Annotated in this window: 25 protein-coding genes; 13 read left to right on the top strand and 12 right to left on the bottom strand. The window is 65.9% G+C overall.

Annotation, left to right across the window (positions count from 1 at the left end; genetic code table 11):
* The first annotated feature begins 434 nt into the window (after positions 1–434).
* Positions 435–740, top strand: a complete 306-nt coding sequence (locus I6H87_RS28545; RefSeq protein WP_010812824.1) for a DUF1272 domain-containing protein — start codon at positions 435–437, stop codon at positions 738–740.
* A 12-nt stretch (positions 741–752) separates the two neighbouring features.
* Here I6H87_RS28545 and I6H87_RS28540 read toward each other — a convergent pair whose 3' ends face one another.
* Positions 753–1,181 carry a phasin family protein gene (locus I6H87_RS28540; protein WP_010812825.1) on the bottom strand — a complete coding sequence of 143 codons (429 nt, stop codon included), beginning with the start codon at positions 1,179–1,181 and terminating at the stop codon, positions 753–755.
* Positions 1,182–1,461: 280 nt separating this feature from the next.
* Between I6H87_RS28540 and I6H87_RS28535 the strand changes: the two genes are divergently transcribed.
* Positions 1,462–3,003, top strand: coding sequence for a methyl-accepting chemotaxis protein (locus tag I6H87_RS28535; RefSeq protein WP_011617550.1), 1,542 nt, complete (start codon positions 1,462–1,464; stop codon positions 3,001–3,003).
* A 70-nt stretch (positions 3,004–3,073) separates the two neighbouring features.
* Here the strand turns inward: I6H87_RS28535 and I6H87_RS28530 are convergent, their stop codons facing one another.
* The gene (locus I6H87_RS28530) at positions 3,074–4,435 is read right to left on the bottom strand and encodes an esterase-like activity of phytase family protein (protein WP_011617549.1); all 1,362 of its coding nucleotides are present in this window, start codon (positions 4,433–4,435) and stop codon (positions 3,074–3,076) included.
* Positions 4,436–4,775: 340 nt separating this feature from the next.
* Here I6H87_RS28530 and I6H87_RS28525 point away from each other — a divergent pair, with 340 nt between their 5' ends.
* Positions 4,776–7,013 carry an NADP-dependent isocitrate dehydrogenase gene (locus I6H87_RS28525; protein ID WP_011617548.1) on the top strand — a complete coding sequence of 746 codons (2,238 nt, stop codon included), beginning with the start codon at positions 4,776–4,778 and terminating at the stop codon, positions 7,011–7,013.
* An 82-nt stretch (positions 7,014–7,095) separates the two neighbouring features.
* Here I6H87_RS28525 and I6H87_RS28520 read toward each other — a convergent pair whose 3' ends face one another.
* Positions 7,096–7,323 (bottom strand): hypothetical protein, encoded by a 228-nt coding sequence (locus tag I6H87_RS28520; RefSeq protein WP_010812829.1) that lies wholly within the window; start codon positions 7,321–7,323, stop codon positions 7,096–7,098.
* A 325-nt stretch (positions 7,324–7,648) separates the two neighbouring features.
* On the opposite strand from I6H87_RS28520, the gene I6H87_RS28515 reads away from it, so the two are divergent.
* The 4 genes from I6H87_RS28515 (at position 7,649) to I6H87_RS28500 (ending at position 9,269) form a co-directional block, all read left to right on the top strand.
* Positions 7,649–7,852, top strand: coding sequence for a cold-shock protein (locus I6H87_RS28515; protein WP_010812830.1), 204 nt, complete (start codon positions 7,649–7,651; stop codon positions 7,850–7,852).
* Positions 7,853–8,030: 178 nt separating this feature from the next.
* A complete protein-coding gene (locus tag I6H87_RS28510; protein WP_010812831.1) occupies positions 8,031–8,333 on the top strand; it encodes a hypothetical protein in 303 nt (100 codons plus the stop codon).
* A gap of 140 nt (positions 8,334–8,473) precedes the next feature.
* Positions 8,474–8,800 (top strand): hypothetical protein, encoded by a 327-nt coding sequence (locus tag I6H87_RS28505; protein WP_010812832.1) that lies wholly within the window; start codon positions 8,474–8,476, stop codon positions 8,798–8,800.
* Positions 8,801–8,894: 94 nt separating this feature from the next.
* On the top strand, positions 8,895–9,269 hold the full coding sequence (locus I6H87_RS28500) for a hypothetical protein (protein WP_010812833.1): 375 nt from the start codon (positions 8,895–8,897) through the stop codon (positions 9,267–9,269).
* Positions 9,270–9,298: 29 nt separating this feature from the next.
* Here the strand turns inward: I6H87_RS28500 and I6H87_RS28495 are convergent, their stop codons facing one another.
* The 4 genes from I6H87_RS28495 to I6H87_RS28480 form a co-directional block, all read right to left on the bottom strand.
* Positions 9,299–9,553, bottom strand: a complete 255-nt coding sequence (locus I6H87_RS28495; protein WP_010812834.1) for a hypothetical protein — start codon at positions 9,551–9,553, stop codon at positions 9,299–9,301.
* 77 nt (positions 9,554–9,630) lie between these two features.
* Positions 9,631–9,852, bottom strand: a complete 222-nt coding sequence (infA, locus tag I6H87_RS28490; RefSeq protein WP_008646230.1) for a translation initiation factor IF-1 — start codon at positions 9,850–9,852, stop codon at positions 9,631–9,633.
* Between the two features lie 98 nt (positions 9,853–9,950).
* Positions 9,951–10,175 (bottom strand): hypothetical protein, encoded by a 225-nt coding sequence (locus I6H87_RS28485; RefSeq protein ID WP_037023361.1) that lies wholly within the window; start codon positions 10,173–10,175, stop codon positions 9,951–9,953.
* A gap of 427 nt (positions 10,176–10,602) precedes the next feature.
* Positions 10,603–11,511, bottom strand: a complete 909-nt coding sequence (locus I6H87_RS28480) for a LysR family transcriptional regulator (RefSeq protein WP_011617546.1) — start codon at positions 11,509–11,511, stop codon at positions 10,603–10,605.
* A gap of 152 nt (positions 11,512–11,663) precedes the next feature.
* Here I6H87_RS28480 and I6H87_RS28475 point away from each other — a divergent pair, with 152 nt between their 5' ends.
* Both I6H87_RS28475 and ycaC read left to right on the top strand, forming a co-directional pair.
* Positions 11,664–12,341 carry an isochorismatase family protein gene (locus I6H87_RS28475; protein ID WP_010812837.1) on the top strand — a complete coding sequence of 226 codons (678 nt, stop codon included), beginning with the start codon at positions 11,664–11,666 and terminating at the stop codon, positions 12,339–12,341.
* Between the two features lie 91 nt (positions 12,342–12,432).
* The gene (gene ycaC / locus I6H87_RS28470; RefSeq protein ID WP_010812838.1) at positions 12,433–13,059 is read left to right on the top strand and encodes an isochorismate family cysteine hydrolase YcaC; all 627 of its coding nucleotides are present in this window, start codon (positions 12,433–12,435) and stop codon (positions 13,057–13,059) included.
* An 81-nt stretch (positions 13,060–13,140) separates the two neighbouring features.
* On the opposite strand, the gene I6H87_RS28465 is transcribed toward ycaC, so the two are convergent.
* From I6H87_RS28465 to I6H87_RS28450, 4 genes are all read right to left on the bottom strand, one after another.
* Positions 13,141–14,499: an MFS transporter gene (locus tag I6H87_RS28465; protein ID WP_010812839.1), complete on the bottom strand. Its 1,359-nt coding sequence runs from the start codon at positions 14,497–14,499 to the stop codon at positions 13,141–13,143.
* A gap of 47 nt (positions 14,500–14,546) precedes the next feature.
* Positions 14,547–16,151 carry a benzoate-CoA ligase family protein gene (locus tag I6H87_RS28460; protein WP_011617545.1) on the bottom strand — a complete coding sequence of 535 codons (1,605 nt, stop codon included), beginning with the start codon at positions 16,149–16,151 and terminating at the stop codon, positions 14,547–14,549.
* 85 nt (positions 16,152–16,236) lie between these two features.
* Positions 16,237–17,784: a 3,4-dehydroadipyl-CoA semialdehyde dehydrogenase gene (locus tag I6H87_RS28455; protein ID WP_011617544.1), complete on the bottom strand. Its 1,548-nt coding sequence runs from the start codon at positions 17,782–17,784 to the stop codon at positions 16,237–16,239.
* An 8-nt stretch (positions 17,785–17,792) separates the two neighbouring features.
* Complete coding sequence (locus I6H87_RS28450; RefSeq protein ID WP_010812842.1) at positions 17,793–18,257, bottom strand: DUF4863 family protein; 465 nt, start codon at positions 18,255–18,257, stop codon at positions 17,793–17,795.
* Between the two features lie 89 nt (positions 18,258–18,346).
* Between I6H87_RS28450 and I6H87_RS28445 the strand changes: the two genes are divergently transcribed.
* The 4 genes from I6H87_RS28445 to boxA all read left to right on the top strand — a co-directional run bounded on the left by I6H87_RS28445 (position 18,347) and on the right by boxA (position 24,024).
* Positions 18,347–19,309, top strand: coding sequence for a helix-turn-helix transcriptional regulator (locus I6H87_RS28445; protein ID WP_011617543.1), 963 nt, complete (start codon positions 18,347–18,349; stop codon positions 19,307–19,309).
* A 159-nt stretch (positions 19,310–19,468) separates the two neighbouring features.
* Positions 19,469–21,127: a 2,3-epoxybenzoyl-CoA dihydrolase gene (boxC, locus tag I6H87_RS28440; RefSeq protein ID WP_010812844.1), complete on the top strand. Its 1,659-nt coding sequence runs from the start codon at positions 19,469–19,471 to the stop codon at positions 21,125–21,127.
* 45 nt (positions 21,128–21,172) lie between these two features.
* Complete coding sequence (gene boxB, locus I6H87_RS28435; protein WP_011617542.1) at positions 21,173–22,600, top strand: benzoyl-CoA 2,3-epoxidase subunit BoxB; 1,428 nt, start codon at positions 21,173–21,175, stop codon at positions 22,598–22,600.
* A 143-nt stretch (positions 22,601–22,743) separates the two neighbouring features.
* On the top strand, positions 22,744–24,024 hold the full coding sequence (boxA, locus tag I6H87_RS28430) for a benzoyl-CoA 2,3-epoxidase subunit BoxA (protein ID WP_010812846.1): 1,281 nt from the start codon (positions 22,744–22,746) through the stop codon (positions 24,022–24,024).
* 23 nt (positions 24,025–24,047) lie between these two features.
* Here boxA and fusA read toward each other — a convergent pair whose 3' ends face one another.
* Entirely contained in the window at positions 24,048–26,102 is a 2,055-nt protein-coding gene (fusA, locus tag I6H87_RS28425) for an elongation factor G (protein WP_010812847.1), read from the bottom strand.
* Positions 26,103–26,140: the final 38 nt, after the last annotated feature.

Here is a 26,140-nt window from a genome sequence, read left to right as displayed (position 1 = left end):
GGCTTCACTATCGCAGGCCGATGTAGGGGAGCATCGAGCCTTGGGACGTCCGGCGATGCCCAGAGACACGGTCGCGGCATTCATTTCCGTTGCCGAAAGGATGGTTGATATAACGCCCGGAAACGGTATCCGCCCGCTCGATTTCTTCAAACGTGAGCGCCTTGGCCCATGCGCCGAAGGGCCGGGCCTCGGGGTAGCGGGCCAGTTCGTAGAAGCCATCGTGGCCTTGCCACAGGCCTGGCTGTTGCTGACCGCGGCCACCGACCCGTCCGCCTGCAGGTCCACCGCGAAATCCTTGCGTTGGTAGCGCAGCAACTCGGCGGCGCCGGGCATCAGGCCGGGGCCGGCTGCGGTGGTGCGCTGGAACGAGCGAGCCCCGTCAGCGGAAATGCGGCTACGATAGCGTCGATCCCCAATCGTTCACCGCAAGCGATATGCTGGAACTCAGACCGGGCTGCGAGCATTGCAACAAGCCCCTGCCACCCGCATCGACCGAAGCCCGTATCTGCTCGTACGAATGCACCTTCTGCGCAGACTGCGTGGATACGCTCCGCAATGTCTGCCCGAACTGCGGGGGCGGCTTCGTGCCGCGTCCGGTGCGCCCGGCACGCGACTGGAAGAACGGCAACTACCTCGGCAACAACCCGGCCAGCACCAGGGTCAAGCACCGGCCGGTGGACCTCGAGGTGCATGCCCGCTTTGCCGGGGCGATCGCCCCGGTCCCGCCCGAGCAGCGCTAGCGGTGGCCTGGGCTAGCCCTTGGATTTCGGCTTGAGCAACTCGCCAGCCTCCTTCACATTCTGCTCGGCGCGCTTGCTGATCACGGCCAGCGCTTCGGCCTGCGCCTTCTGCGCGGTTTCGGCCAGCGCGCGCATGTTCTCCAGTGCCTGGTGCAGCTGCTGCTGCACGAATTCGCTGTGCTTGGCCATGGCCTCGGCAGGATTGCCCGCGGTGCTGTACTGCTGAGCGGCCGCCTGCAGCTGCTGCATGGTCTGGGCGAAGATCTCCTGCTGCTTCTGCACCAGGGCCTGGATGCCCTCATAGGCCAGCTTGTTGGCCTCGGTCAGGGCCTCGATGTCCTTGCGGCGCGCTTCCATTACCGCGCTCATGTCCACGCCCGGCAGGCGGAACTGTTCCATCATCTTGGTGAAGTCTGCAAAGGGATTGGGAGGCGTGGCCATGCTGGGTCTCCTTCTGGAAGGACTGGCAGGGTGGCCGGCGGCGGGGATGGAGCGTGCCCTTCGGCCGGGTTCCTGTCCACTATAGCCGGTATCCGCACACTTCCGGCCGTCAATCGAGGAAGACCCTAAAGTTTCCGGACCCCATGCCGTTGGCATCCATAGCCCGCAAGTGCGTCGGCCCGACCGGGCCCGTCCGCGGACGATGAGAGCGAAGAACGCCGCGCCGGTCCCAGGCGCGGACCGGCACTTCGCCGTAACCAGTGCTAATCAGGTAGAAGACATGAAGAATCTAGGCATCGGGGTACGCCTCGGCATCGGCTTTGGGGTGGTATTGCTGCTTTCTGCGCTCATGACGGTATTCGGCATGATGCGCCTGCAACAGGTGGCTGAGCGCACGCACGCGATGATGCAGCAGCCGCTGACCAAGGAGCGGCTGGTCAGCGACTGGTACCGCCTCATGCACACCAGCGTGCGCCGCACCACGGCGGTGGCGCGCAGTGCCGACCCGTCGCTCGGCGCGTTCTTCGCGGCCGAGACCAAGGCGTCGATCGAAGGCATCGCCGCCTTGCGCGACAAGCTCCAGCCCATGCTCAGCTCGGCCGAGGAAAAGGCCGCATTCCAGAAGATCCTGAGCGTGCGCGACCCGTACAACAACGGCCGCGACAAGATCACCAAACTCAAGCAAGAGGGGCTGACCGAAGAGGCCAACCAGGTGCTGGAGAAAGAGTTCGTCCCGGCCGGCGACGCCTACCTGGGCGAGATCCAGAAGCTGCTCGACATCCAGCGCGCCAGCATCGACGCCACCGCGCGCGAGATCAACAGCATCTACGTCAACGCCCGCAACAGCCTGATCGGGCTCGGCGTGGTGGTGCTGGCGATCGGCATCGCGTTCTCGGTATGGCTGACGGCAGGCATCACGCGGCCGCTGCATCGCGCCGTGGCGGTGGCGCGCACCGTGGCGTCGGGCGACCTGACCAGCCGCATCGACGTCGACAGCCGCGATGAAACCGGACAGCTGCTGCAGGCACTGGCGGACATGAACGCCAATATCCTGCGCATCGTGCGCCAGGTGCGCGCGGGCACCGAGTCGATCGTGTCCGGCACCAGCCAGATCGCGGCCGGCAACACCGACCTGTCGCAGCGCACGGAAGAACAGGCCTCGTCGCTGCAGCAGACCGCGGCCAGCATGGAAGAGCTGACCAGCATCGTGCGCCAGAACGCCGACAACGCGCGCCAGGCCAGCACGCTGGCGGTCAATGCCTCGGACATCGCCGAGAAGGGCGGCGACGCGGCGGGCAAGGTCGCCGAGACCATGGAGGAGATCAACGGCGCGTCGAGGAAGGTGGTCGACATCATCGCCGTGATTGAAGGCATCGCTTTCCAGACCAATATCCTGGCGCTCAATGCCGCGGTGGAAGCCGCGCGCGCCGGCGAACAGGGCCGCGGCTTCGCCGTGGTCGCGGGCGAGGTGCGCACGCTGGCGCAGCGCAGCGCTTCCGCAGCCAAGGAGATCAAGGCGCTGATCGGCGATTCGGTCGATCGCGTCGAGAAGGGTTCCATGCAGGTGACGCAGGCCGGCCAGACCATGGTGGAGATCGTTGCCGCGGTCAAGCGCGTGACCGACATCATGGGCGAGATCAGCGCGGCCTCGGCCGAGCAGAGCGCCGGGATCGAGCAGGTCAACCAGGCGGTGACGCAGATGGATACCGTGACGCAGCAGAACGCGGCGCTGGTGGAAGAGGCCGCTGCTGCAGCAGGCTCGCTGGAGGAGCAGGCGCAGCGGCTGAAGGAGGCGGTGTCGACGTTCAGGCTGGCGGCGTAAGCGTAGCCTGTTTGTTTTCTCCCCTCTCCCGCAAGCGGGAGAGGGGAGCACCCCCCATCACAGCAGACGCTCACCGCGCCTTCAGGAACTCCCCCACCTCCAGCAACACCAGTTCGTTGTCGTCCGCCTTGTTCGGCTCGCGGCTGCTGCTGAAGGGCAGGTTGTTGTCGTTGCCCACCACGATATGCGTGGCGTCGACCACGTCGACGTTCTCGATGGTGAAGAACGGGAACGCCAGCACGCCATCGGTCAACGGCTTGCGCGCAAGCTTGGCCGGGTCGGCAATGCGCAGCAGGTCGATATAGCCGATCTTGCGCAGCGGCCCGCCGGCGTTGGCATCGCTCAGCTCGACCTTGTACACGCGCTTGAACTTCGCCACATCGTCAAAGCAGTCCGGGCGCTTCTGCCCGGCCGGACAGGCCTTGTCCGGCGTGCCTTCGCCGTTGTCGCGCTCGATGATAAGGCCGGTGGTGGCATTGAACATGTTGAAGTCGCCGATGGCGTGGCTGGCGCCTTCCAGTACGTACTTCCAGTGGCGGCCGGTCCAGGCCTGCTGCCTGACATCAAACTCCAGCACGCGCAGGTAGGGCTTGCCGCCTTCGTTCTCGTAGCCCTTGGCGGCCTCGTCCCACAGCGCGCCTTCCAGCAGCGCGTACAGCTTGCTGCCATCGGGCGAGGACGCCATGCCCTCGAAGCCCTTGGAGCGCCGCACCTGGAACTTCACGCTGCCGTCTGGCGCACCGGGCGCGGTGACGGCGGGATGGTCGGGCGAGCGCACCACCTTGCCGTCGACCTTGGTGTCGAACACGGCCAGCACCTTGCCGTCCAGGTCCGCCTTGATCAGGAACGGGCCGAACTCGTCGCCGATCCAGATCGCTCCGTCGGCGAACTGGAAGCTCTCCGTATCGAAATCCGACCCCGTCAGGTAGCGCTGCCTGGTGCCCTCGTGGACGATGCGGAACGGCACCTTCTGGTCCGGGTCGTGCAGGAAGATGGTCTTCAGGCGCTGCAGGCGGCCGCTGCCGAAGTCCACCTTGTAGTGGTTCAGGTACAGCATGAAGTCCGGCGAGTTGGCCTTGGCGCCGGCGCCGTTGTCGGTCAGCACCCAGAAGCTGCCGTCGGCCATGCGCTTGATGCCGGAATGCCCCTGTGCCGGCTGGCCGCGGAACGGCAGCGACACGCCGGTGGGGCGGCCATTGGACTTGCCTTCGACCGTGCCCGGCGTGTCCACGCGCTGCGCGGTGGTGAACTTACCGCTGACCTGCAGGTCAGCGGGCGCGTCCTTCGGCACGGCAAGCAGGGTCTGGGCCGGCAGCACCGCGTGGCCTGCCAGCCTGGCGGGGTAGGCGACAGGGGCCTGCGCCCACGCCTGCGCCGCGCCCAGGCAGCCCAGTGCGATGGCCGCCGGGGCCAGCAGCAAATGACGAGACATTGTGGTTTTCCTTGGCGTTGAAGAGGACAAAACCCTGCATTGTCGGCGCCAAGTTTGACAGAACTGTGATCCGTGGGGCGCACGGCCCCGGCATGTTGCGTCGCAGCGTAGATGCGATATGGGCACCGTGCCGGTGCAATCTGCGAACGATCATGCTGTGCGGGCGGGCCCAACGCGGCACCGGCATCCGGATTTCTGCCGATAGCCGCGCAAAAAGCAGTGGGTTTTCAGGCCCCTGAAAGCAAACTGAGGCAAAATTCTATTTTTCGCCTAGTATGCTGCCGCGCTGTGACCCAGCAGGCGGATGTCCTACCACCCGTTCGAGGATCTGAGAGAAGCAATGAGTACCCAGCAACCCACCATCATCTACACGCTGACCGACGAAGCTCCGCTGCTGGCGACCAGTGCGTTCCTCCCGATCATCCAGACCTTCACCAAGCCCGCCGGCATCAACGTCACCACCAGCGACATCTCGGTGGCGGGCCGTATCCTGGGCGAGTTCCCCGAATTCCTGACCGAAGCGCAGCGCGTGCCGGACAACCTGGCCGAGCTGGGCAAGCTGACCCAGCTGCCGGACACCAACATCATCAAGCTGCCGAACATCAGCGCCTCGGTGCACCAGCTGGTCAGCGCCATCCGCGAACTGCAGGGCAAGGGCTACAAGGTGCCGGACTATCCGGAAGATCCGAAGAACGACGAAGAAAAGGCAATCCAGAAGCGCTATTCCAAGTGCCTGGGCTCGGCCGTGAACCCGGTCCTGCGCGAAGGCAACTCCGACCGCCGCGCACCGGCAGCGGTCAAGAACTTCGCGCGCAAGCACCCGCACAGCATGGGCGAGTGGAGCATGGCCTCGCGCACGCACGTGGCGCACATGAAGCATGGCGACTTCTACCACGGCGAAAAGTCCATGACCCTGGACCGCGCGCGTGACGTCAAGATGGAGCTGGTCACCAAGAGCGGCAAGACCATCGTGCTCAAGCCCAAGGTCTCGCTGCTGGATGGCGAGATCATCGACAGCATGTTCATGAGCAAGAAGGCGCTGTGCGACTTCTATGAAGAGCAGTTCGAAGACGCGCGCAAGACCGGCGTGATGCTGTCGCTGCACGTCAAGGCGACCATGATGAAGGTGTCGCACCCGATCGTGTTCGGCCACGCCGTCAAGATCTTCTACAAGGAAGCCTTCGCCAAGCACGGCGCGCTGTTCGACGAACTGGGCGTGAACGTCAACAACGGCCTGGTCAACCTGTACGAGAAGATCGAGGCGCTGCCCAGCTCCAAGCGCGAAGAGATCATCCGCGACCTGCACGCCTGCCACGAGCATCGCCCGGAACTGGCGATGGTGGATTCGGCCAAGGGCATTTCCAACCTGCACGCGCCCAACGACGTGATCGTGGATGCCTCGATGCCGGCCATGATCCGCATCGGCGGCAAGATGTGGGGTGCCGACGGCCGTCCGAAGGACACCAAGGCCGTGATCCCGGAAAGCACCTTTGCCCGCATCTACCAGGAGATCATCAACTTCTGCAAGACCAACGGCAACTTCGACCCGACCACCATGGGCACCGTGCCCAACGTGGGCCTGATGGCGCAGAAGGCCGAAGAATACGGCTCGCACGACAAGACCTTCGAGATCGCCGAAGACGGCGTCGCCAACATCGTCGACCTGGCCACTGGTGAAGTGCTGCTGACGCAGGACGTCGAGCAGGGCGACATCTGGCGCATGTGCCAGGTCAAGGACGCGCCGATCCGCGACTGGGTCAAGCTGGCCGTGACGCGCGCGCGCAACTCGGGCATGCCGGCGGTGTTCTGGCTGGACCCGTACCGTCCGCACGAAGCCGAGCTGATCAAGAAGGTCGAGACCTACCTGAAGGACTACGATACCAACGGCCTGGACATCCAGATCATGTCGCAGGTGCGCGCCATGCGCTACACGCTGGAGCGCGTGATCCGCGGCCTGGACACCATCTCGGTGACCGGCAACATCCTGCGCGACTACCTGACCGACCTGTTCCCGATCATGGAACTGGGCACCAGCGCCAAGATGCTGTCGATCGTTCCGCTGATGGCCGGTGGCGGCATGTATGAGACCGGCGCCGGCGGTTCGGCTCCGAAGCATGTCAAGCAACTGGTGGAAGAAAACCACCTGCGCTGGGATTCGCTGGGCGAGTTCCTGGCGCTGGCGGTGTCGCTGGAAGACGTTGGCATCAAGACCGGCAATGCCAAGGCCAAGATCCTGGCCAGGACGCTGGATGCTGCCACCGGCAAGCTGCTGGACAACAACAAGAGCCCGTCGCCCAAGACCGGCCAGCTGGACAACCGCGGCAGCCAGTTCTACCTGGCGATGTACTGGGCGCAGGAACTGGCCGGCCAGTCGGAGGACGCCGAACTGGCCGCGAAGTTCGCGCCGCTGGCCAGGACGCTGACCGACAACGAGCAGAAGATCGTTGGCGAACTCGGCGCCGTGCAGGGCCAGCCGGTGGATATCGGCGGCTATTACATGCCGGAAGCCGACAAGCTCAGCGCCGCGATGCGCCCGAGCCAGACGCTGAACGCCGCGCTGTCGACCGTGACGGCCTGACCGGACTGGCCCGCTCGGCGGGCCGGCAGGTGTCGCAACCCCGGGCCCTGGCCCGGGGTTTTTCTTTGCGCCGCGGAAGGCGTTATGGCTGCTGCGCTTCCATATGGATGTCCCACCCCTGTTCCGGGCCGCTCTTCTGGTCCCGGTAGGTCCAGAGCGCGCCGCAGTCCTGGCAGACGAAGCTGCTGATGGTGACGGCGGCGGAGCCGGCGGGCTTGATGCGTCGGGTGTCGGTGATGCGCAGTGCCGCGTGCCCGGGGGCGCCGCGCACGTGGCGTTCAATGGCCTGGCAGGCAGTGCAGAGTGTCATCCGTGTCTGTTCCGTTCGATCGGCCACTGTAGCATGCCGGCGCCTTCGGGGCCGGAAGTGGGAGGGGTACATGCCGCATACACAGGATTTCGCCCGGCGAGACCCTCAACCCGCACTTTCCCCGTGATTTGGGCCCGATCCGGTGAAGTTCGTTGACACGCCTGGGTGGGGCCTGTATAAGGATGAGTGCAGGATCTTTCAAGCAGCAACCTAGAAGTCCAGGTGCTTGCCCACACGGCGCCACTTTTTCTCCTTGTGTCTTCCTTGATCGTCATGCCTTGCCGGCGCTTTTGCCGGTGAGAAAAAACTTATTGAGGAATCCAACATGGAAACCGGTACCGTCAAGTGGTTCAACGATTCGAAGGGTTTTGGCTTCATTACGCCTGATGCAGGCGGCAACGACCTGTTCGCGCACTTCTCCGAAATCCAGGGCAACGGCTTCAAGTCGCTGCAAGAAGGCCAGAAGGTGCGTTACGTCGCTGGCGTCGGCCAAAAGGGCCCGGCCGCGACCAAGATCGAGCCGATCTGAATCGCACCGACCTGAGTTGAGCTGAGCGCCGAGGCGCCAGTCCAATGAAAAAAGCTCCGCCAACGCGGAGCTTTTTTATTTCCGTTGCCGCAATTCCCCGCAACCGTGAAATAAAGCCACTGCTGGCGCGGCAACAAGCGTAGAGTGGGGGCAGGATCACCAAACGGCGGAGGCTGCCATGGATATCTATCCGGCTGCAACTTACAAGGGCTACGACCTCTATCCCCTTGTGTACAAGCACGCCGCCGAGCGCGTGTGGCCCGAGCCGCGGCCGGACCGTTCCTTCGATGCTGCCGTGGTGATCTGCCTGGAAGGCGAGTCGCCAGAAGGCATGCAGGCGCGCACGTTCCGCCTGGACGCCGCACCGTGGGATAACGTCGGTGGCGCGCGACGCGGTGCGTTGCGCTATGCCGAGGCCATCATCAATGGCGCGGTGCCGGGGGTGTCGGTAATAGCGGCCGGCGCGCCGATGGCATCCTGAAGCTCCGACGACGGGCCCTGGCGCCGTGGTGCATTTGCGCCGCTGACGCCCGCGCCGGGCCATGGCTCATGCCGTGCGCGTGATCCAATGAGTTCAGCAATCCTTCCCATCAGCGCGGCACGATGCCGCATGGAGATGTCGTGAGCGACAGCAGTCCCAGCCGCAGTCCCGGCAACACTGTTCCCGGCAGTACGCCCTTTGCCAGCTACAAGGGTTTCGATCTGTATCCCCTGGTTTATCGCCATCGGCCTGAGCAGGCCTGGCCGCGCACCAAGCCCGACAACAGCTTCCTCGCGTCGATCGTGATTTGCCGCGAGGGCTATCGCCCTGGCAGCGACCATGCGCGCGTGTACCCCATGAGCGAGTCGCGCTGGGAGAACATCGGCTCGGCGCGCCGCGGCGCGCTGCAGTTCGGCGAAGACATCATCAATGGCCTGGTCGCCGGCGAATCCGTGACGTCGATCTAGGTATCCGGTTCCGTAGCGCGGCCTGGTCACAGGCCAAGTTGCGGAGCGGGGAAACAGGCGCGGCGCTATCCGTCAGACTGCAAGGAGTCCGTTCATGGACATGCGTTCGGGATCATCTGGTTTTCTGTGCACGTTGCCCGGTGAGGGCAAAGGCATCACCTATCACGTTGCAGTCTGCTTTATCGATGCGGAGCGCCCCACCGGGGTGCTGTTCACCAGCTTCGTGGGTGTGGGGCGGCGGTCGTTCGGCGTGCTGGCCGAGCCAGGGGCCCTGCAGGGCCAGCTTGCCGCCAGCGGCGAGGTGCTGTGCCGCCTGGCCATTGGCCAGGTGGTACGCGACCAGTTGCACGACAAGGCGCGCGAAGGCGATGCGGTGCTGGACCTCGCCGCCGCGCCATGGGACGGCGAACTGAGGCCGGTCGGCGCGGGGCTCAGGACGGCCCGGCCGCATGTGCGCGTGCTTGGCTGAGGCCGCACGCAGTCGTCAAGCCAGGTCAGTCAGATCTGGAATACCGGGTCGCCGTGGCGCTCCAGCAGCGCTTCGATCAGCGCCATGTCGGTAATCTCGGGAGTACGGTCTTCAACCGCGCGCGACGGCCCGCAATAGGTGGCCGTTACGTGGCGCCTGACGGTCAGCACGCCGGAAGCGGGCGGTGCGACTTCAACCGCCTGCCACGGTGCATGCCGGTAACTGCCTGCCTGCCAGCCTTCGGGCGTCAGGTGCACGGCTTCCCATTCTTCGATGACGGACATGATCGGTTCTCCTTGATTGAGGGATGAATCGTTAGCGGGACGGCACGCGCCGGCGCGGCGCATGCCATGACGACGGCCTACGACTTGTGCCGGTAGTTGATGCGCCCCTTGGTGAGGTCATAGGGCGACATCTCCAGCGTGACGCGGTCGCCCGCCAGCACGCGGATGCGGTTCTTCTTCAGCCGCCCGGACGAATACGCCCAGACTTCGAAGCCGTTTTCCAGGATCACGCGGAAACGGTTGTCGGGCAGGACTTCCGACACCTTGCCGCCGAATTCGACCAGTTCTTCTTTTGCCAAGGAGGCTCCTTGCTGTAGCCGCGCCGCTTGTGCGCGAGCTGTTGTGACGGCCAACTGGACACCAACTGGCCGATGGGATGGGGCTTACGGTGCCTGGCTTACTGCTGGCGCAGGCGTGCTGCGGCGCGTTCGCCGGCACGGCGGGCGGACTGCCTGGCGCGGGCTTCAGAGCGGTGCGTGTCGTGGCGCATTGCCACGTTGGCGACGATGCGTTCGGCGCCATTGCGGTATTCCGCAATCATGTAGGTCGCGAACCAGAGGCCGGGTTCCTGCTGGATGGGATAGACGGAAACGGTGTAAGGGGTAGGGTTGACTCGATTCAATGTGATGCCTGTTCTGAGGCACGGCCGCAGGGGCGCGGAGCATCGTTCCGATGCAGGCGTCGCGCGGTGGCGGCCGTTCGCCGTTGCTGTAGGCCAGCGTCGGGCCCGCGCGGCTGCGCAGGCGTTGCATCTGGCGTGAAGTGGACCATGCCTGCGCAGGCCGATGCGCCAGGTACAGGAGCGATCGTTGCGGAGCGGACGTGCCGCTGGTCGGATAGGGTGGTGGGCCGTTCTGCATCGGCTGGCCCAAAGACGCATCGGGTGTACGCCCGATAAGCCGCCGCTAATGCTTTTGTGGGATTGTTTGCGGCTGGCGCACAGAGGTCGGGCGTTGCCGATCCGTGCATAGGATCCTGGATGATACCACTTCCGGGCCAATCCTGCCCGCGTGACGGGCAGTGCCCCTGGCGCGGCCGCCTTGCGATGCCTAGAGTTCGCTGATCTGCGCGAAGCGCTGCGACAGGAAGTCGATCAGTTCACGCACCGAAGGCAGCAGCCCGCGCCGTGACGGGAACACGGCGTGGATCACGCCGCCCCTGACCGACCAGTCCGGCAGGACTTTTACCAGCCGGCCATCGCGCAGCTGGTCGGTCATCATCATGACCGGCAGCTGCACGATGCCGGCACCGGCCACGGCCGCGGTGCGCAGCATGATCATGTCGTCGGTGACCAGGCGGGGCTTGTGGTGCAGCTCGGCGCTGGCGCCATCGGGGCCGTATAGCGACCAGGTGTGCGAGGGGCGCGGCGGCCCCAGGTCCAGCGTTGGCAGCACGTTGAGGTCCGCGGGTGCCAGCAGCGGCCCATGGCCGGCCAGCAGCGCCGGGCTGGCCACGAAGCACCAGGCGCGCTCGGCCAGCACGCGCATCACCAGGTCGCTGTCTTCGAGTGGCGGCACGCGCACGCGGATGGCCAGGTCGATCCCCTCCGCCACCACGTCCACGCGCCGGTTGGTGGCTTCCAGGTGCACGATGACCTTGGGGTTGGCCGCCATGAAATCCGCAATCATGTCGCCCACCCGTGCGTGCAGCAGCGCCACCGGGCAGCTCATGCGCACCAGGCCGCTGGGTTCGGCGCGGGTTTGCTCGATCGCGCTCTCGGCCGCTTCGGCCTCCACCAGCATGGCCTTGCAATGGGCGTAGTACGTCTGCCCCAGTTCTGTCACGGAGAAGCGCCGCGTCGAGCGCTGGATCAGGCGCACGCCCAGGCGTTCTTCCAGCATCGCCACGCGCCGGCTCAGCTTGGACTTGGGTATGCCGAGCACGCGCCCGGCGGGCGCAAAGCCCTGGTGATCGACTACCTGCGCGAAGTAATACAGGTCATTCAGGTCGGGATGCAAGCGGGCGGCTCCTGTCGTCCTGCCAGTAGGACGCTGAGGGCAGATTTTCCATCCTAGCGATGCGATTTGCCAAGACCTATGCTTTGGCCACACGGTCGGCTTGGGGATTGCCCGGAGTCGCCGGTTTCGCCAACCGCATAGGAGAAAGCCAAATGACCACACCCGCGAATTTCAACGGCAAGCGTCCGGTACTGGATCCCGCCGATACGGCCATGCTGCTGATCGACCACCAGAGTGGCCTGTTCCAGACCGTTGGCGACATGCCGATGCCTGAGCTGCGCGCCCGTGCGGCCGCGCTGGCCAAGATGGCGACGCTGTGCAAGCTGCCCGTGATCACGACGGCATCCGTGCCGCAAGGCCCGAACGGCCCGCTGATCCCGGAAATCCACGAAAACGCCCCCCATGCCAAATACGTCGCGCGCAAGGGCGAGATCAACGCCTGGGACAACCCCGACTTCGTCGCCGCGGTGCGTGAGACCGGCAAGAAGACCCTGATCATCGCCGGCACCATCACCAGCGTGTGCATGGCATTCCCGTCGATCAGCGCGGTGGCTGACGGCTACAAGGTGTTCGCGGTGATCGATGCGTCGGGCACGTATTCCAAGATGGCGCAGGAAATCACCCTGGCGCGCGTCGTCCAGGCCGGCGTGGTGCCGATGGATACCGCCGCCGTGGCCTCGGAGCTGCAGCAGAGCTGGAACCGTCCGGACGCGCAGGAATGGGCCGAGGTCTACACGCAGATCTTCCCGGCCTACCGCCTGCTGATTGAAAGCTATCTCAAGGCGCAGGACGTCGAGAAGAAGCACGAGGTGCTGGACTCCCAGCGCTGACGCCTTGCCGGTAACGCACGGCATACCCAGGGGTACGCACGCGTGGCTCAAGCCAAGCGTGCGTACCTTTTTTTGTTGACAGGAGCACACCATGAGCAAGCCCTACAAGCGCCTTGACAAGAGCCAGGCCGCCGTCCTGATGGTCGATCACCAGGCCGGCCTGCTGTCGCTCGTGCGGGATATCGAGCCCGACAAGTTCAAGAACAATGTGCTGGCACTGGCCGACCTGGCCAAGTACTTCAAGCTGCCGACCGTGCTGACCACCAGCTTCGAGGATGGTCCCAACGGACCGCTGGTGCCTGAGCTCAAGGCCATGTTCCCTGACGCGCCGTTCATTCCGCGCCCGGGCCAGATCAACGCCTGGGATAACGAGGACTTTGTTGCCGCGGTGCGTGCCACCGGCAAGAAGCAGCTGCTGATCGCCGGCGTGGTCACCGAAGTGTGCGTGGCCTTCCCGGCGTTGTCGGCGATCGAAGAGGGTTTCGAAGTCTTTGTCGTGACCGATGCCTCGGGCACCTTCAATGAAATCACGCGCGATTCGGCCTGGCAGCGGATGTCGGATGCTGGCGCGCAACTGATGACGTGGTTCGGTGTGGCTTGCGAACTGCACCGCGACTGGCGCAACGACATCGAGGGTCTGGGCACGCTGTTCTCGAACCATATTCCGGATTACCGGAATTTGATTACGGCGTACACGACGGTGAAGGGCAGCAAGTAAGCTACGTCCTTTTCAGCGCTGCCGGTTCGCTTCCTCTCCCGCAAGCGGGAGAGGGAGCGAACAACTGGCGGTTGACTTCTCTCAGGCTTCCTTCACAGTTCCTCGCACCGGCGCCGCAGCGACTTCCGCCTGCGCCGACGCCGACCTCCGGTGGTTGATCATCGACACCGCCCCCACTGCAATCACCGCCGGAATCGCCATCGCCATGAAGTTCTGCTGCAACGGCAACGACATCCCAACCAGCACGCCGATCACGATCGGTGCCAGGATGGCGCCGCTGCGTCCCACGCCGGACGCCCAGCCGATGCCGGTGCCGCGCACCGCCATCGGATAGAACTGGCCCGCATAGGCATAGGTGACGATCTGCGTGCCGATGGTGGAAGCACCTGCCAGGCCCACCACGACGAACAGCGCTGCGCTGGGCATCGGGTAGCCCAGCAGCGTGATCGACACTGCCGCCAGCGTGTACATGCCGATCAGCACATGCTTGATCGGCAAGCGGTCGGCCAGCCAGCCGCCGCCGATGGCGCCGAGCATGGCGCCGAAGTTCAGCACCAGCACGAAAGTCAGCGCCGAGCCCAGGCTGTAGCCTGCGCCGGCCATCAGCTTGGTCAGCCACGAGCTGAGCGCGTACACCATGAACAGGCACATGAAGAACGCCACCCAGAACATCACCGTGCTGAAGCCGCGGCCGTCCTGGAACAGGCGGCGGATCGGCGCGCTGCCGGCCTTGTCGTCCGCAGCCAGCGTAAAGACGTCGCCGGCTTGCGCGCGATGCGACGGCACCAGGCGCGATACCACGGATTGCAGAGCGTCGGTCTGGCCGGTGCGGAGCAGGTAGGGCATCGACTCCGGCAGCGAGCGCAGCACCAGCGGGACCAGCAGCACCGGCAGGCCGGCGGCGAGGAACACCGACTGCCAGCCATAGCTTTCGATCAGTCCCTTGCCCAGCAGCGCGGCCAGCATGCCGCCCACCGAATAACCGCTGAACATCAGCGTCACCAGCGTGCCGCGCAGCTTGCGCGGCGAGTACTCGGTCATCTGCGCCACCACGTTGGGCATCACGCCGCCGATGCCCAGGCCCGCCAGGAAGCGCGTGACGCTGAACGTCACCGGGTCGCTGGTAAAGCCCGCCGCCGCGGTGAAGACACTGAACAGCACGATGCAGATGGCGATGGCGCGCCTGCGGCCGATGCGGTCGGCCACGGTGCCGAGGAAGATCGCGCCGAACATCATGCCGAACAGCGCCGAGCTGACCATGAAGCCGGCGCTGGTTGCGGTCACGCCCATCTCTTTCATGATCGACGGCAGGGCGATGCCGGCCACGGCCAGGTCGTAGCCGTCGAAGATGATGATCAGCGCACACCAGAACAGGATGAGCGCATGGAAGCGGTTGAAGCGGGCCTCGTCGGCCAGCTTGTGGACATCGATCTGACGCATGGTTTGTCTCCGGTATGGTGGTATGACGGGGCGGGCGGCGTTGCCGCTCACGCCGCCGCGACGGCGCGCTCTGCGGCGGCCTTCAGTTCGCGTTCGCGCAGCATGAAGCGCTGGATCTTGCCGGTGGCGGTCTTGGGCAGCGTATCGACGAACTCGATCGCGCGCGGGTACTTGTATGCCGCCAGCCGCTCCTTGACGAAGGCCTTCAGTTCGCCGTCGCCAAGCTGCGCGCCCGCCTTCAGCACCACGAAGGCCTTGGTCTTGACCAGTCCTTCATGGTCGGGTACGCCGATCACCGCGGCCTCCAGCACTGCCGGGTGCTGCACCAGCGTGGCCTCGACCTCGAACGGCGAAACGTAGATGCCGCTGACCTTGAGCATGTCGTCGCTGCGCCCGGCGTAGCTGTAGGTGCCATCCGGGTTGTGCACGTATTTGTCGCCGCTCTTGGTCCAGCCGCCGCGGAAGGTCTCGCGCGACTTCTCGCGGTTGGCCCAGTACATCAGCGCGGCGCTGGGGCCCTGGATATAGAGGTCGCCGATCTCGCCGTCGGGCACCGGGCGTCCTTCTTCGTCGCGCAGCTCGATGGCGTAGCCCGGCACCGGCCAGCCGGTGGTGCCGTAGCGCACCTGGCCGGGGCGGTTGGACAGGAAGATATGCAGCATCTCGGTGGAGCCGATGCCGTCGATGATCTCGCAGCCGAAATGCGCGGTGAAGCGCTGGCCGATATCGGCGGGCAGGGCCTCGCCGGCGGACGAGCACAGCCGCAGCGCGACCTCGGCGCGCTGCGGCAGCGCCGGCGAGGCGAGCATGCCGGCGTATCCTGTCGGCGCACCGAAGAACACCGTTGGCCGGTGTTGCAGCCAGCGGCGGAAGGTGGCCTCGGGTGTGGGCCGCTCGGCCATCAGCACCACGGTGGCGCCCACGCTGAGCGGGAAGCTGAGGCCGTTGCCCAGCCCGTAGGCGAAATACAGCTTGGCCGCAGAGAAGCAGACGTCCTGCTCCTGCAAGCCGAGCACCGGGCCTGCATAGAGCGCCGCGGTCCAGTACGGGTTGCCGTGGCTGTGCACCACGCCCTTGGGCTGGCCGGTCGAGCCGGACGAGTAGAGCCAGAAGCCGGGATCGTCGCAACTGGTGGCGGCAGGCGCCTGCAACGGCGTTTGCGCGGCAAGCAGCGCATCCAGCGCCGTCATGCCATCGGGCAGAGGCTCATGCGCACGGGACACGAACACTTGCCCGACTTCATGCCCCGGACGGGCCAGCGCCTCCTGCAGCACGGGCAGCAGCGCGGCCGACACCAGCACAGCCTGCGCGCGGCTGTGCTGCAGCATATAGCTGTAGTCGTCGGCGGTCAGCAGCGTGTTGACGGCCACCGGGACGATGCCGGCGTACATCGCGCCCAGGAAGCAGACCGGCCAGTCGCTGCAGTCGTGCATCAGCAGCAGCACGCGTTCCTCGCGGCGGATGCCGGCGCCGAGCAGCGCCGCGGCCAGGCGCCGCACCTGCTGCGCCAGTTCGCCGTAGGTGAGCTGGCCGTCGTCATCGATATAGGCGACCTTGCCGGCGCGTCCGGCATTGCAGCCGAGCAGGTGCCCGGCAAAGTTGAAGGACGTGCCGGGTGGCCGGACGGGTGGTTCTGCGGGTGTGGCGGTCATGGGTGTCTCCCCGTTGCTGGTGTACGGTGTGCCGCGCGCCGCCATGCGGACGTGGCGGCGCGGTGAAGCGGGTTGGCTTGAACGGTCAGGCGAGTTCGTCGAGCACCGCGGTACTGGCCTGAATGGCGCTGCGCCGGTGATAGAAGTGCAGGGCGCGCAGTCCGCCCAGTTCCTCGCCGCCGCCGGCGCGGCCGGGGCCGCCATGCAGCGATTGCGGCATGACGTTGCCGTGGCCGGTGTGCAGCTGCGCCACGTCGGGCGAGATCACATGCACGCGGCCATGGCTGTCGGCCAGCTCGACGGCGGCCGCACCGAGCGCGGCCGCGTCGCTGCCATAGAGCGATGCCACCAGCGAGCCCTGTCCACGGCGCACGAGTGCCAGTGCGTGGGCGGTATCCCGATAGGGCAGCAGCGTGGCCACCGGGCCGAACACTTCGGTGTCGTGCACCGCGGCGGCGGCGTCCGCATCGGCCACGCCCAGCAGCGTCGGGCCGATGCAGCAGGCCACGGCCGGATCGGCATCGACCAGCGCCTGCTGCGTGCCGTCATGCAGCACCTGTGCGTGCTTGCGCAGGGTTGCCAGCCCGTCTTGCACGGCGTTGAACTGCGCACGGCTGACCAGCGCACCCATGCGCACCGTATCGTTGCGCGGGTTGCCCACGGTCACTTTCGACAGCCGTGCGCCGATCGCCTCGGCGGCCAGGCCATACAGCGCTTCAGGCACGAACACGCGCCGGATCGCGGTGCATTTCTGGCCGGACTTGACCGTCATCTCGCGCACGACTTCCTTCGCCAGCAGGTCGAAGGCGGCGGTATCGGGGCCGTCCTGCGGCAGCAGCACGGCGGAATTGATGCTGTCCGCTTCGATATTCACGCGAACAGAGCGTTGCGCGATGGCGGGATGCGAGCGGATCACCGCGGCCGTATCGGCCGAACCGGTGAACGACACCACGTCAAAGGGCTGCAACTGGTCCAGCAGGCCGGCCGAGCTGCCGCACACCACCGACAACGCGCCGGCCGGCAGCGCCCCGGCCTCGACCACGTCGCGCACCATGCGCTGGGTCAGCCAGGCGGTGGCGGTAGCGGGTTTGACGATCACCGGCACGCCGGCCAGCAATGCCGGCGCCGCCTTCTCCCACAATCCCCAGCTCGGGAAGTTGAAGGCATTGATAAACAGCGCCACGCCGCGCGTCGGTACCAGCACGTGCTGCGACTGGAACAACGGGTCCTTGCCCAGCCGCACGGCCTCGCCATCCGGCAGGTAGTGCCGGTCGCCGAGCGTATCGCCCAGCCTGGCGTAGGTGCCCAGCGTGAAGATGCCGCCGTCGATGTCGACCGCGGAGTCGTTCCTGACGGTGCCGCTGTTGGCCGTGGCGATGTCGTAATAGGCATCGCGATTGGCCTGCAGCACCTTGACGATGTCAGCCAGCAACGCGGCACGCTGGCGATAGGTCAGCGCGCGCAGGGCCGCGCCGCCCTGTTCGCGGGCAAAGGCGAAGCCGGCAGCGAGGTCCAGCCCGGTGGCGTCAACGCGCACCAGTTCGTCGCCCAGCACCGGATCGAACAAGGGCGTGCCGGCACCGCTGCCGGCCTGCCACTTGCCGCCGAGATAGTTGGATAGCAATTCAGTCATCGGGAATCTCAGCGCGTGAAGTCGATGCGGCCTTCCGGCAGCAGGTAGAGCACCAGCGCGCGGCCGTTGCTGACGGTGGGGCGGTGGGCGCTGCCCGGCGGGCATACCAGCCAGCCGGCGGGGCGGCCGTCGAACTGCGCGTCGCCCTCGAGCGGCATGATCAGGTCGATCTCGCCGTTGGGATGGGTGTGATGCGGGCCGGCAATGTCCTGCATCTCGACCACGTCGACGGAAAAGCCGTGCAGGTCGTCGGCCGGCTTGAAGATGCGGCCGTAGCGGATGCCGCCGCCTTCGCGGTCGCACAGCCAGCCTTCGGCCACGCCGGCCTGGCAGGCGTCCTTAAGTTGCTGGTAGGTGGGGCTGCCGGCGCCGTGCTCGGCATTGAGCCAGGCATCGAGTGCGGCATCCAGCGGACGGCCTGCCAGTTGCGCGGTGAACTGCGCGATCTGGCTGCGGAATTCTGTGGGGGACATAGTGGGGGGGCTCCGTCTGGTTCGCCAGTTGCCATCACTGGCTTCATGCATTATTGTGCATGTATGAAAAATAGAGCCGCGCCGAAATCATGTCAAGCACTATATTGCATGAATCTGGGTTAACCCCGGAAGTCGACCTGCATCATGATTCAGATGCACGTGCTGCCAACGGCACTGACAAGAACCCGTTTCTGGTCGCGCTGGGCGAGCGTGTGCGCGAGTTGCGCGCCTGCCGCGGCCTGACCCGAAAGGCCGCCGCGCAGGCCGCCGGCGTGTCGGAGCGGCACCTGGCCAACCTGGAATACGGCAGCGGCAACGCTTCCATCCTGGTGCTGCAGCACATTGCCGATGCGCTGCAGTGCTCGCTGGCCGGGCTGCTGGGCGACATCACCACGTCGTCGCCTGAATGGATCCTGTTGCGCGAACTGCTGGAGCACCGCGACGAAGCCACGCTGCGGCGCGTGCGCATTGCCGTGGGCGAGATGCTCGGCACGGGTGGCGAGAATGCCGGCCAGGCTGCGCGCAGCCCGCGTGTGGCGCTGATCGGGCTGCGCGGCGCCGGCAAGAGCACGCTGGGCGGGATGCTGGCCGAAGACCTCGACTTCCCCTTTATTGAGCTGAGCCGCGAGATCGAGAAGTTTGCCGGCTGCAGCATCTCGGAGATCCAGGGCCTGTATGGCATGAACGCCTATCGCCGCTACGAGCGGCGCGCGCTGGAAGAAGCCATCCAGATCTATCCCGAGGCCGTGATCGCCACGCCCGGCGGCCTGGTCTCTGATCCGGCCACCTTCAACCTGTTGCTGGCCCACTGCACCACAGTCTGGCTGCAGGCGGAGCCGGAAGACCATATGGAGCGGGTGCGCGAGCAGGGCGACTTCCGCCCGATGGCGGCCAGCAAGGAGGCGATGGAGGACCTGCGCCATATCCTGGCCGGGCGCGCGGCCTTCTATTCCAAGGCGGAGTTCTCGCTGGACACCAGCGCTCAGCCGCTGGAACCCACATTTGCCGCGCTGCGCGAGCTGGTACGCCAGGCCTTGCGCATGCCGTTGTGACGGCAGGGGCGCAATAACCCGGCATCCGGAGCGGTGACCCGCACCTCTTGAAGGATCTGCACAATAGTGCTTGCATGAAATCTGATTGATGAACTATAGTTCGTGTTACCAGATTCCTGTTCATGCACGATAGTGCAGTTTCGCAGAGGAGACACCGCCGTGACCACCGCCCCCCGCGTCGATTACCAGACCGCCCCCGCCCAATACAAACACCTGAAGCTGACGTTCGACGGCCCCGTCGCCACGCTGGCGGTGGACATCGACGAGAACGCCGGCCTGCGCCCCGGCTACAAGCTCAAGCTCAACAGCTATGACCTCGGCGTCGACATCGAACTGAACGACGCGCTCAACCGCGTCCGCTTCGAGCACCCGGAAGTGCGCACCGTGGTCGTCACCAGCGGCAAGGACAAGGTGTTCTGCTCCGGCGCCAATATCTTCATGCTGGGCGTCAGCAGCCATGCGTGGAAGGTCAACTTCTGCAAGTTCACCAACGAGACCCGCAACGGCATCGAGGACTCGTCGCAGCACAGCGGCCTGAAGTTCCTGGCCGCGGTCAACGGCGCGTGCGCCGGCGGCGGCTATGAACTGGCGCTGGCCTGCGACGAGATCCTGCTGGTGGACGACCGCTCGTCGGCCGTGAGCCTGCCGGAAGTGCCGCTGCTGGGCGTGCTGCCGGGCACCGGCGGCCTGACCCGCGTGACCGACAAGCGCCATGTGCGCCATGACCTCGCCGATATCTTCTGCACCACCACCGAAGGGGTGCGCGGCCAGCGTGCCAAGGACTGGCGCCTGGTCGACGATATCGCCAAGCCCGCCGTGTTCGCGCAGAAGGTGCAGGAGCGCGCGCTGGCGCTGGCCGCGCAGAGCGATCGTCCGGCCGATGCGCAGGGCGTGGCGCTCGAGCCGATCGAGCGGACGATCGAAGCGGATGCGCTGCGCTATATGCATGTGACGGTCGAGATCGATCGCGCCGGCCGTACCGCGACCTTTACCGTGAAGGCACCCGTCGGTGCGCAACCGCAAAGCATCGAGGAGATCGTCGCCGCCGGCGCCGCCTGGTACCCGCTGCAACTGGCACGCGAACTGGAAGACGCGATCCTGTCGATGCGCACCAATGAACTGGACATCGGCACCTGGCTGATCAAGACCAGCGGCGACGCCGCCGCGGTGCTGGCCACCGACGCCGCGCTGCTGGCGCACAAGGACCACTGGCTGGTGCGCGAGACCATCGGCCTGCTGCGCCGCACGCTGAGCCGCCTGGATGTGTCGTCGCGCAGCCTGTTCGCGCTGATCGAGCCGCAATCGTGCTTTGCCGGCACCTTCCTGGAACTGGCGCTGGCCTGCGACCGCAGCTACCACCTGGCGCTGCCGGACGACGAGGAGCGCGCGCCGAAGATCACCGTGGCGGAAGTCAATTTCGGCCTGTACCCGATGGCCACCGGCCAGAGCCGGCTGGGCCGCCGCTTCTACGACGAGCAGCCCGCGCTGGACGCGGTGCGCGCCAAGGCCGGCCAGCCGCTGGATGCCGATGCCGCGTATGCGCTGGGCCTGGTCACCGCCAACCCCGACGACATCGACTGGACCGACGAAGTGCGCATCGCGCTGGAAGAGCGCGTGGCGATGTCGCCCGATGCGCTCACCGGTATGGAAGCCAACCTGCGCTTCAACGGCCAGGAAAACATGTTCACCCGCATCTTTGGCCGCCTGACCGCATGGCAGAACTGGATCTTCCAGCGCCCCAACGCGGTGGGCGACAAGGGTGCGCTCAAGGTCTACGGCAAGGGCGACAAAGCCGCCTTCGACTGGAACCGCGTCTGATCCAGCCTTACACGACAACCGAATCGTCCCCTGAAGGAGACCACAATGTCCGGCATCAACTACAGCGACAAGATCCCCAACAACGTCAACCTGAGCGAAGACCGCACCCTGCAGCGTGCGCTCGAGCAATGGCAGCCCAACTACCTGAGCTGGTGGAACGACATGGGGCCGGAAGGCTCGCACAGCCATGACATTTATCTGCGCACCGCGATCAGCGTCGATCCGCAGGGCTGGGCCCACTTCGGCCACGTCAAGATGCCGGACTACCGCTGGGGCATCTTCCTGAACCCGGCCGAGGCCAACCGCAAGATCCATTTCGGCGACCACAAGGGCGAAGACGCCTGGCAGGACGTGCCCGGCGAATACCGCGCCAACCTGCGCCGCATCATCGTGACGCAGGGCGATACCGAACCGGCGTCGGTCGAGCAGCAGCGCCACCTGGGCCTCACCGCCCCCAGCATGTACGACCTGCGCAACCTGTTCCAGGTCAACGTGGAAGAGGGCCGCCACCTGTGGGCGATGGTCTACCTGCTGCACAAGTACTTCGGCCGCGACGGCCGCGAGGAGGGCGAGGCCCTGCTGGAGCGCCGCAGCGGCCAGCAGGACAATCCCCGCATCCTGCAGGCGTTCAACGAACAGACCCCGGACTGGCTGTCGTTCTTCATGTTCACCTACTTCACCGACCGCGACGGCAAGTTCCAGCTGTGCGCGCTCGCGGAAAGCGCCTTCGATCCGCTGGCGCGCACCACCAGGTTCATGCTGACCGAAGAAGCGCACCACATGTTCGTGGGCGAGTCCGGCGTGTCGCGCGTGATCCAGCGCACCTGCCAGGTGATGAACGAACTCAAGACCGACGATCCCGCCAAGCTGCGCGCGGCCGGCGTGATCGACCTGCCGACGCTGCAGCGCTACCTGAACTTCCACTACAGCGTCACCATCGACCTGTTCGGCGCCGATGAGTCGAGCAACGCCGCCACCTTCTACAGCACCGGCCTCAAGGGCCGCTACGAAGAAGGCAAGCGCATGGACGACCACGTGCTCAAGGGTCAGACCTACCGCATCCTGCAGGCGCAGAACGGCCAGCTGACCGAGAAGGAAGTGCCGATGCTCAACGCGCTCAACGAAGTGCTGCGCGACGACTACATCAAGGACAGCATGGGCGGTGTGGAGCGCTGGAACAAGGTCATCGAGAAGGCCGGCATCCCGTTCCGCCTGAAGGTGCCGCACAAGGCCTTCCACCGCAATATCGGCGCGCTGGCGGGTGTCAAGGTATCGCCGGACGGCCGCGTGATCTCTGACGCCGAATGGCGCGACTTCCGCGACCAGTGGCTGCCCAGTGAAGGCGACCGCGCCTTTGTCGCCAGCCTGATGGGCCGCGTGGTCGAGCCGGGCAAGTTCGCCAACTGGATTGCGCCGCCGGTGATGGGTATCAACCGCCAGCCGGTGGATTTCGAGTACGTGCGGTTCAACTGAGCCACGGCCTTACCCTTTGCTCCCTGTTTGCTCCCCTCTCCCGCTTGCGGGAGAGGGGCCGGGGGAGAGGGCAGGCGCGTCCATGAAGCGCCGCTGCAACAACGACCCTCACCCCGAACGCCCCTGATCCTGTGGAGACCGCCATGGACATGGCAGAAATTCAAGTCATCAAGCAGCACCTGATCGATCCCGAGATCTGCATCCGCTGCAACACCTGCGAAGCGACCTGCCCGGTGGGCGCGATCACGCACGACTCGCGCAACTACGTGGTCGATGCCGACAAGTGCAACCTGTGCATGGCCTGCATTTCCCCGTGCCCGACCGGCTCGATCGACAACTGGCGCGCCATGCCGAAGCTGCGCGCCTACAGCATCGAAGAGCAACTCAGCTGGGACACGCTGCCGGAAGAGCTGACGCCCGAGCAACTGGCCGACCTGGCGCCCGGCGCCGAGCTGCAGACCGCCGCGCCGGAGATTCCCGCCGCGTCGCCGCTGGCCGGCACCGGCGAAGACGCCGTCAACAGCGCCCGCTACGGCGCCACCGTGCCGCCGTGGTCCGCCGCGCATGCCTACACCAACCTGTATGGCGCCAAGTCCGCCAACAAGACCATCACCGCTACCGTGACCGGCAATGTACGCGTGACCGAAGTGGGGCGCGAGTACGACACGCATCACATCGTGCTGGACTTTGGCGCGACCCCGTTCCCGGTGCTGGAAGGCCAGTCCATCGGCATCGTGCCACCGGGCACCGACGCCGGCGGCCGCCCGCACCATGCCCGCCAGTACTCGATCGCCAGCCCGCGCAACGGCGAGCGTCCCGGTTACAACAACCTGTCGCTGACCATCAAGCGCGTGCTGCAGGACCATGACGGCAACCCGGTGCGCGGCGTGGCCTCCAACTACATGTGCGACCTGAAGGTTGGCGACAAGGTGGAGGTGATCGGCCCGTTCGGCGCCAGCTTCCTGATGCCGAACCACCCGCGCTCCAACATCGTGATGATCTGCACCGGCACCGGCAGCGCGCCGATGCGGGCCATGACCGAATGGCGCCGGCGCTTGCGCAAGGCCGGCAAGTTCGACGGCGGCAAGCTGATGCTGTTTTTCGGGGCGCGCACGCAGGAGGAGCTGCCGTATTTCGGCCCGCTGCAGAACCTGCCCAAGGATTTCATCGACATCAACCTGGCGTTCTCGCGCACGGCGGGGCAGCCGAAGCGCTACGTGCAGGACCTGATGCGCGAGCGCGCGGCGGACCTGGCAGCGTTGCTGGCGGGTCCCGATACCTGCTTCTATGTGTGCGGGCTAAAGAGCATGGAAGAGGGCGTGGTGCTGGCGCTCAGGGACGTCGCGCAGCAGGCGGGGCTGCAATGGGAGGCGCTGGCTGAAGGGTTGAAGCGGGAAGGGCGGCTGCATCTGGAAACGTACTAGATGCAGCCGCGGGCGCGAACCCCTCAATCCGTATCCTGCTGCGCCTTGTGTTTCGATGCCATCTTGTCCTGCTGCGCCGGCGGCACGTTGTCGTAGTGGCTGAACTGGATGGTATAGCTGCCGTGGCCGCCGGTGATGCTGTTCAGCCGTGACTGGTAGTCGTTGAGCTCGGACAGCGGCACCTGGCCGGCCACCACCACGGCGTTGCCGACCGCGGTGCGCGTGCCGTGGACCTGGCCGCGCTTGGTTGAGAGGTCGCCGATGATGTCGCCCATGGCTGTGCCCGGCGCCGTCACCTCGATGTCGACGATCGGTTCCAGCACGCTGGGCCTGGCCTTGAGCACCGCGTCGATAAAGGCCTTGCGCCCGGCGGTCGCGAACGCGACTTCCTTGGAATCGACCGGATGGCTCTTGCCGTCATACACGGTCACGCGCACGTCCTGCATCGGGAAGCCCGCCAGCGGGCCGCTGTCCAGCACCTGGCGGATGCCTTTTTCCACGGCGGGAATGAACTGGCCGGGAATCGCGCCGCCCTTGACCGCATCGACAAAGTCGAAGCCCTCGCCGCGCGCCAGCGGCTCCACGCGCAGCATCACTTCACCGAACTGCCCGGCGCCGCCGGTCTGCTTCTTGTGCCGGTGATGGCCCTCGGCCTTGCCGCCGATGGTTTCGCGATAGGCAATCTTGGGCGGGCGCGTCACCACCTCCAGCTTGTATTGCTCGGTCAGCCGCTCCAGCGCGCAGCGCAGATGGAATTCGCCCAGGCCGAACACCACGGTCTCATTGGTGCCAACCGGATGCTCGACGCGCAGGCACGGGTCTTCCGCGCTAAGCTTGTGCAGCACTTCGGCCAGGCGCTGCTCGTTGCCGCGCCGCGCCGGTTCGATCGCCAGCCCGTAGATGGGAGTTGGGAACTCCAGCGGCGTCAGGTGGATATTGCCGTCCTCGGTGGCGTCGTGCAGCACGGCATCGAAGCCCAGTTCGTCGACCTTGGCCACTGCGCAGATATCGCCCGGGCCGGCCCGCGGGATCTCCTGGGTCTCCTTGCCCTGCAGCCGCAGCAGGTGCGCCACCTTGAACGGCTGGCGCCCGTCGCCGATATAGAGCTGGCTGTCGCGCGTGACCGTGCCCTGGTGGATGCGGAACACCGCCAGCTTGCCGACATAGGGGTCGATCACCACCTTGAAGACATGGGCCAGCACGTGCTTGTCAGGCACGGGCTCGGCGCGCACGGCCTTGCGGTGTTCGCTGCCATCGCCCGTATCGCGATAGAACAGCGGCGGATTGCCTTCAGTCGGGTTGGGCAGCAGTTGCACGAACACGTCGAGCAGTTCCGTGATGCCGGCGCCGGTGGCGGCCGAGGTAAAGCAGATCGGCACCAGGTGGCCTTCGCGCAGCGCGCGCTCGAATGGCGCGTGCAGCTGCTCCGGCGTGATCGCCTCGCCTTGTTCCAGGTACAGCTCCATCAGTTCGGGATCGATCTCGATCACCTGGTCGATCAGCGCATCGTGGGCGGCGGGAACAGATAAAAAATCCGACTCGCCGGCCGGATTGAAGAAGCAGTCCACCACCTGGCTGCCGTTGCCGGCAGGCAGGTTGATCGGCAGGCATTCCTTGCCAAAGGCCTCCTGGATGTCCGCAAGCAGCGCGGGCAGGTCGACCTTGTCGCCGTCGATGCCGTTGACGATGATCATCCGGCACAGCTGGCGCGCCTGCGCCCACGCCATCGCGCGGCGCGTGGTCATCTCGATGCCGGTCTGGGCATTGATGACGATGGCGGCGGTTTCCACCGCCGCCAGCGCGCTGATGGCGAGGCCGGAGAAGTCGGGATAACCGGGGGTGTCAAGCAGGTAGATGCGGGTGTCGCGGTAGTGCAGGTGGGCGGCGGCGGTGGTGAGCGAGCGTTTGTACTTGCGCTCGAGCGGGTCGCTGTCGCACACCGTGGAACCGCGTTCGACGCTGCCGGGCGTGTGCAGGGCACCGCCCTTGTGCAACAGCGCTTCGACCAGCGAGGTCTTGCCGCACCCCGCGTGCCCTAGCAAGGCGACGGTGCGGATGGCATCGGGACTATCGTGCATGGTGGCTCTCGTCCGGCAATGGCTGTCCGGGAATTATT

The organism is Cupriavidus necator (genome assembly GCF_016127575.1).
In the GTDB taxonomy this organism is placed as follows: Bacteria; Pseudomonadota; Gammaproteobacteria; order Burkholderiales; family Burkholderiaceae; genus Cupriavidus; species Cupriavidus necator_D.
Note: the sequence above shows the minus strand (reverse complement) of the source record. Positions and strands in the feature narration are given on the sequence as shown.

Excerpts from the sequence above, each read along its gene's own strand:
- I6H87_RS28545 (WP_010812824.1), top strand. The coding sequence starts at position 435 with ATGCTGGAACTCAGACCGGGCTGCGAGCATTGCAACAAGCCCCTGCCA.
- I6H87_RS28540 (WP_010812825.1), bottom strand. The coding sequence starts at position 1,181 with ATGGCCACGCCTCCCAATCCCTTTGCAGACTTCACCAAGATGATGGAA.
- I6H87_RS28535 (WP_011617550.1), top strand. The coding sequence starts at position 1,462 with ATGAAGAATCTAGGCATCGGGGTACGCCTCGGCATCGGCTTTGGGGTG.
- I6H87_RS28530 (WP_011617549.1), bottom strand. The coding sequence starts at position 4,435 with ATGTCTCGTCATTTGCTGCTGGCCCCGGCGGCCATCGCACTGGGCTGC.
- I6H87_RS28525 (WP_011617548.1), top strand. The coding sequence starts at position 4,776 with ATGAGTACCCAGCAACCCACCATCATCTACACGCTGACCGACGAAGCT.
- I6H87_RS28520 (WP_010812829.1), bottom strand. The coding sequence starts at position 7,323 with ATGACACTCTGCACTGCCTGCCAGGCCATTGAACGCCACGTGCGCGGC.
- I6H87_RS28515 (WP_010812830.1), top strand. The coding sequence starts at position 7,649 with ATGGAAACCGGTACCGTCAAGTGGTTCAACGATTCGAAGGGTTTTGGC.
- I6H87_RS28510 (WP_010812831.1), top strand. The coding sequence starts at position 8,031 with ATGGATATCTATCCGGCTGCAACTTACAAGGGCTACGACCTCTATCCC.
- I6H87_RS28500 (WP_010812833.1), top strand. The coding sequence starts at position 8,895 with ATGGACATGCGTTCGGGATCATCTGGTTTTCTGTGCACGTTGCCCGGT.
- I6H87_RS28495 (WP_010812834.1), bottom strand. The coding sequence starts at position 9,553 with ATGTCCGTCATCGAAGAATGGGAAGCCGTGCACCTGACGCCCGAAGGC.
- I6H87_RS28475 (WP_010812837.1), top strand. The coding sequence starts at position 11,664 with ATGACCACACCCGCGAATTTCAACGGCAAGCGTCCGGTACTGGATCCC.
- ycaC (WP_010812838.1), top strand. The coding sequence starts at position 12,433 with ATGAGCAAGCCCTACAAGCGCCTTGACAAGAGCCAGGCCGCCGTCCTG.
- I6H87_RS28465 (WP_010812839.1), bottom strand. The coding sequence starts at position 14,499 with ATGCGTCAGATCGATGTCCACAAGCTGGCCGACGAGGCCCGCTTCAAC.
- I6H87_RS28460 (WP_011617545.1), bottom strand. The coding sequence starts at position 16,151 with ATGACCGCCACACCCGCAGAACCACCCGTCCGGCCACCCGGCACGTCC.
- I6H87_RS28455 (WP_011617544.1), bottom strand. The coding sequence starts at position 17,784 with ATGACTGAATTGCTATCCAACTATCTCGGCGGCAAGTGGCAGGCCGGC.
- I6H87_RS28450 (WP_010812842.1), bottom strand. The coding sequence starts at position 18,257 with ATGTCCCCCACAGAATTCCGCAGCCAGATCGCGCAGTTCACCGCGCAA.
- I6H87_RS28445 (WP_011617543.1), top strand. The coding sequence starts at position 18,347 with ATGTCAAGCACTATATTGCATGAATCTGGGTTAACCCCGGAAGTCGAC.
- boxB (WP_011617542.1), top strand. The coding sequence starts at position 21,173 with ATGTCCGGCATCAACTACAGCGACAAGATCCCCAACAACGTCAACCTG.
- boxA (WP_010812846.1), top strand. The coding sequence starts at position 22,744 with ATGGACATGGCAGAAATTCAAGTCATCAAGCAGCACCTGATCGATCCC.
- fusA (WP_010812847.1), bottom strand. The coding sequence starts at position 26,102 with ATGCACGATAGTCCCGATGCCATCCGCACCGTCGCCTTGCTAGGGCAC.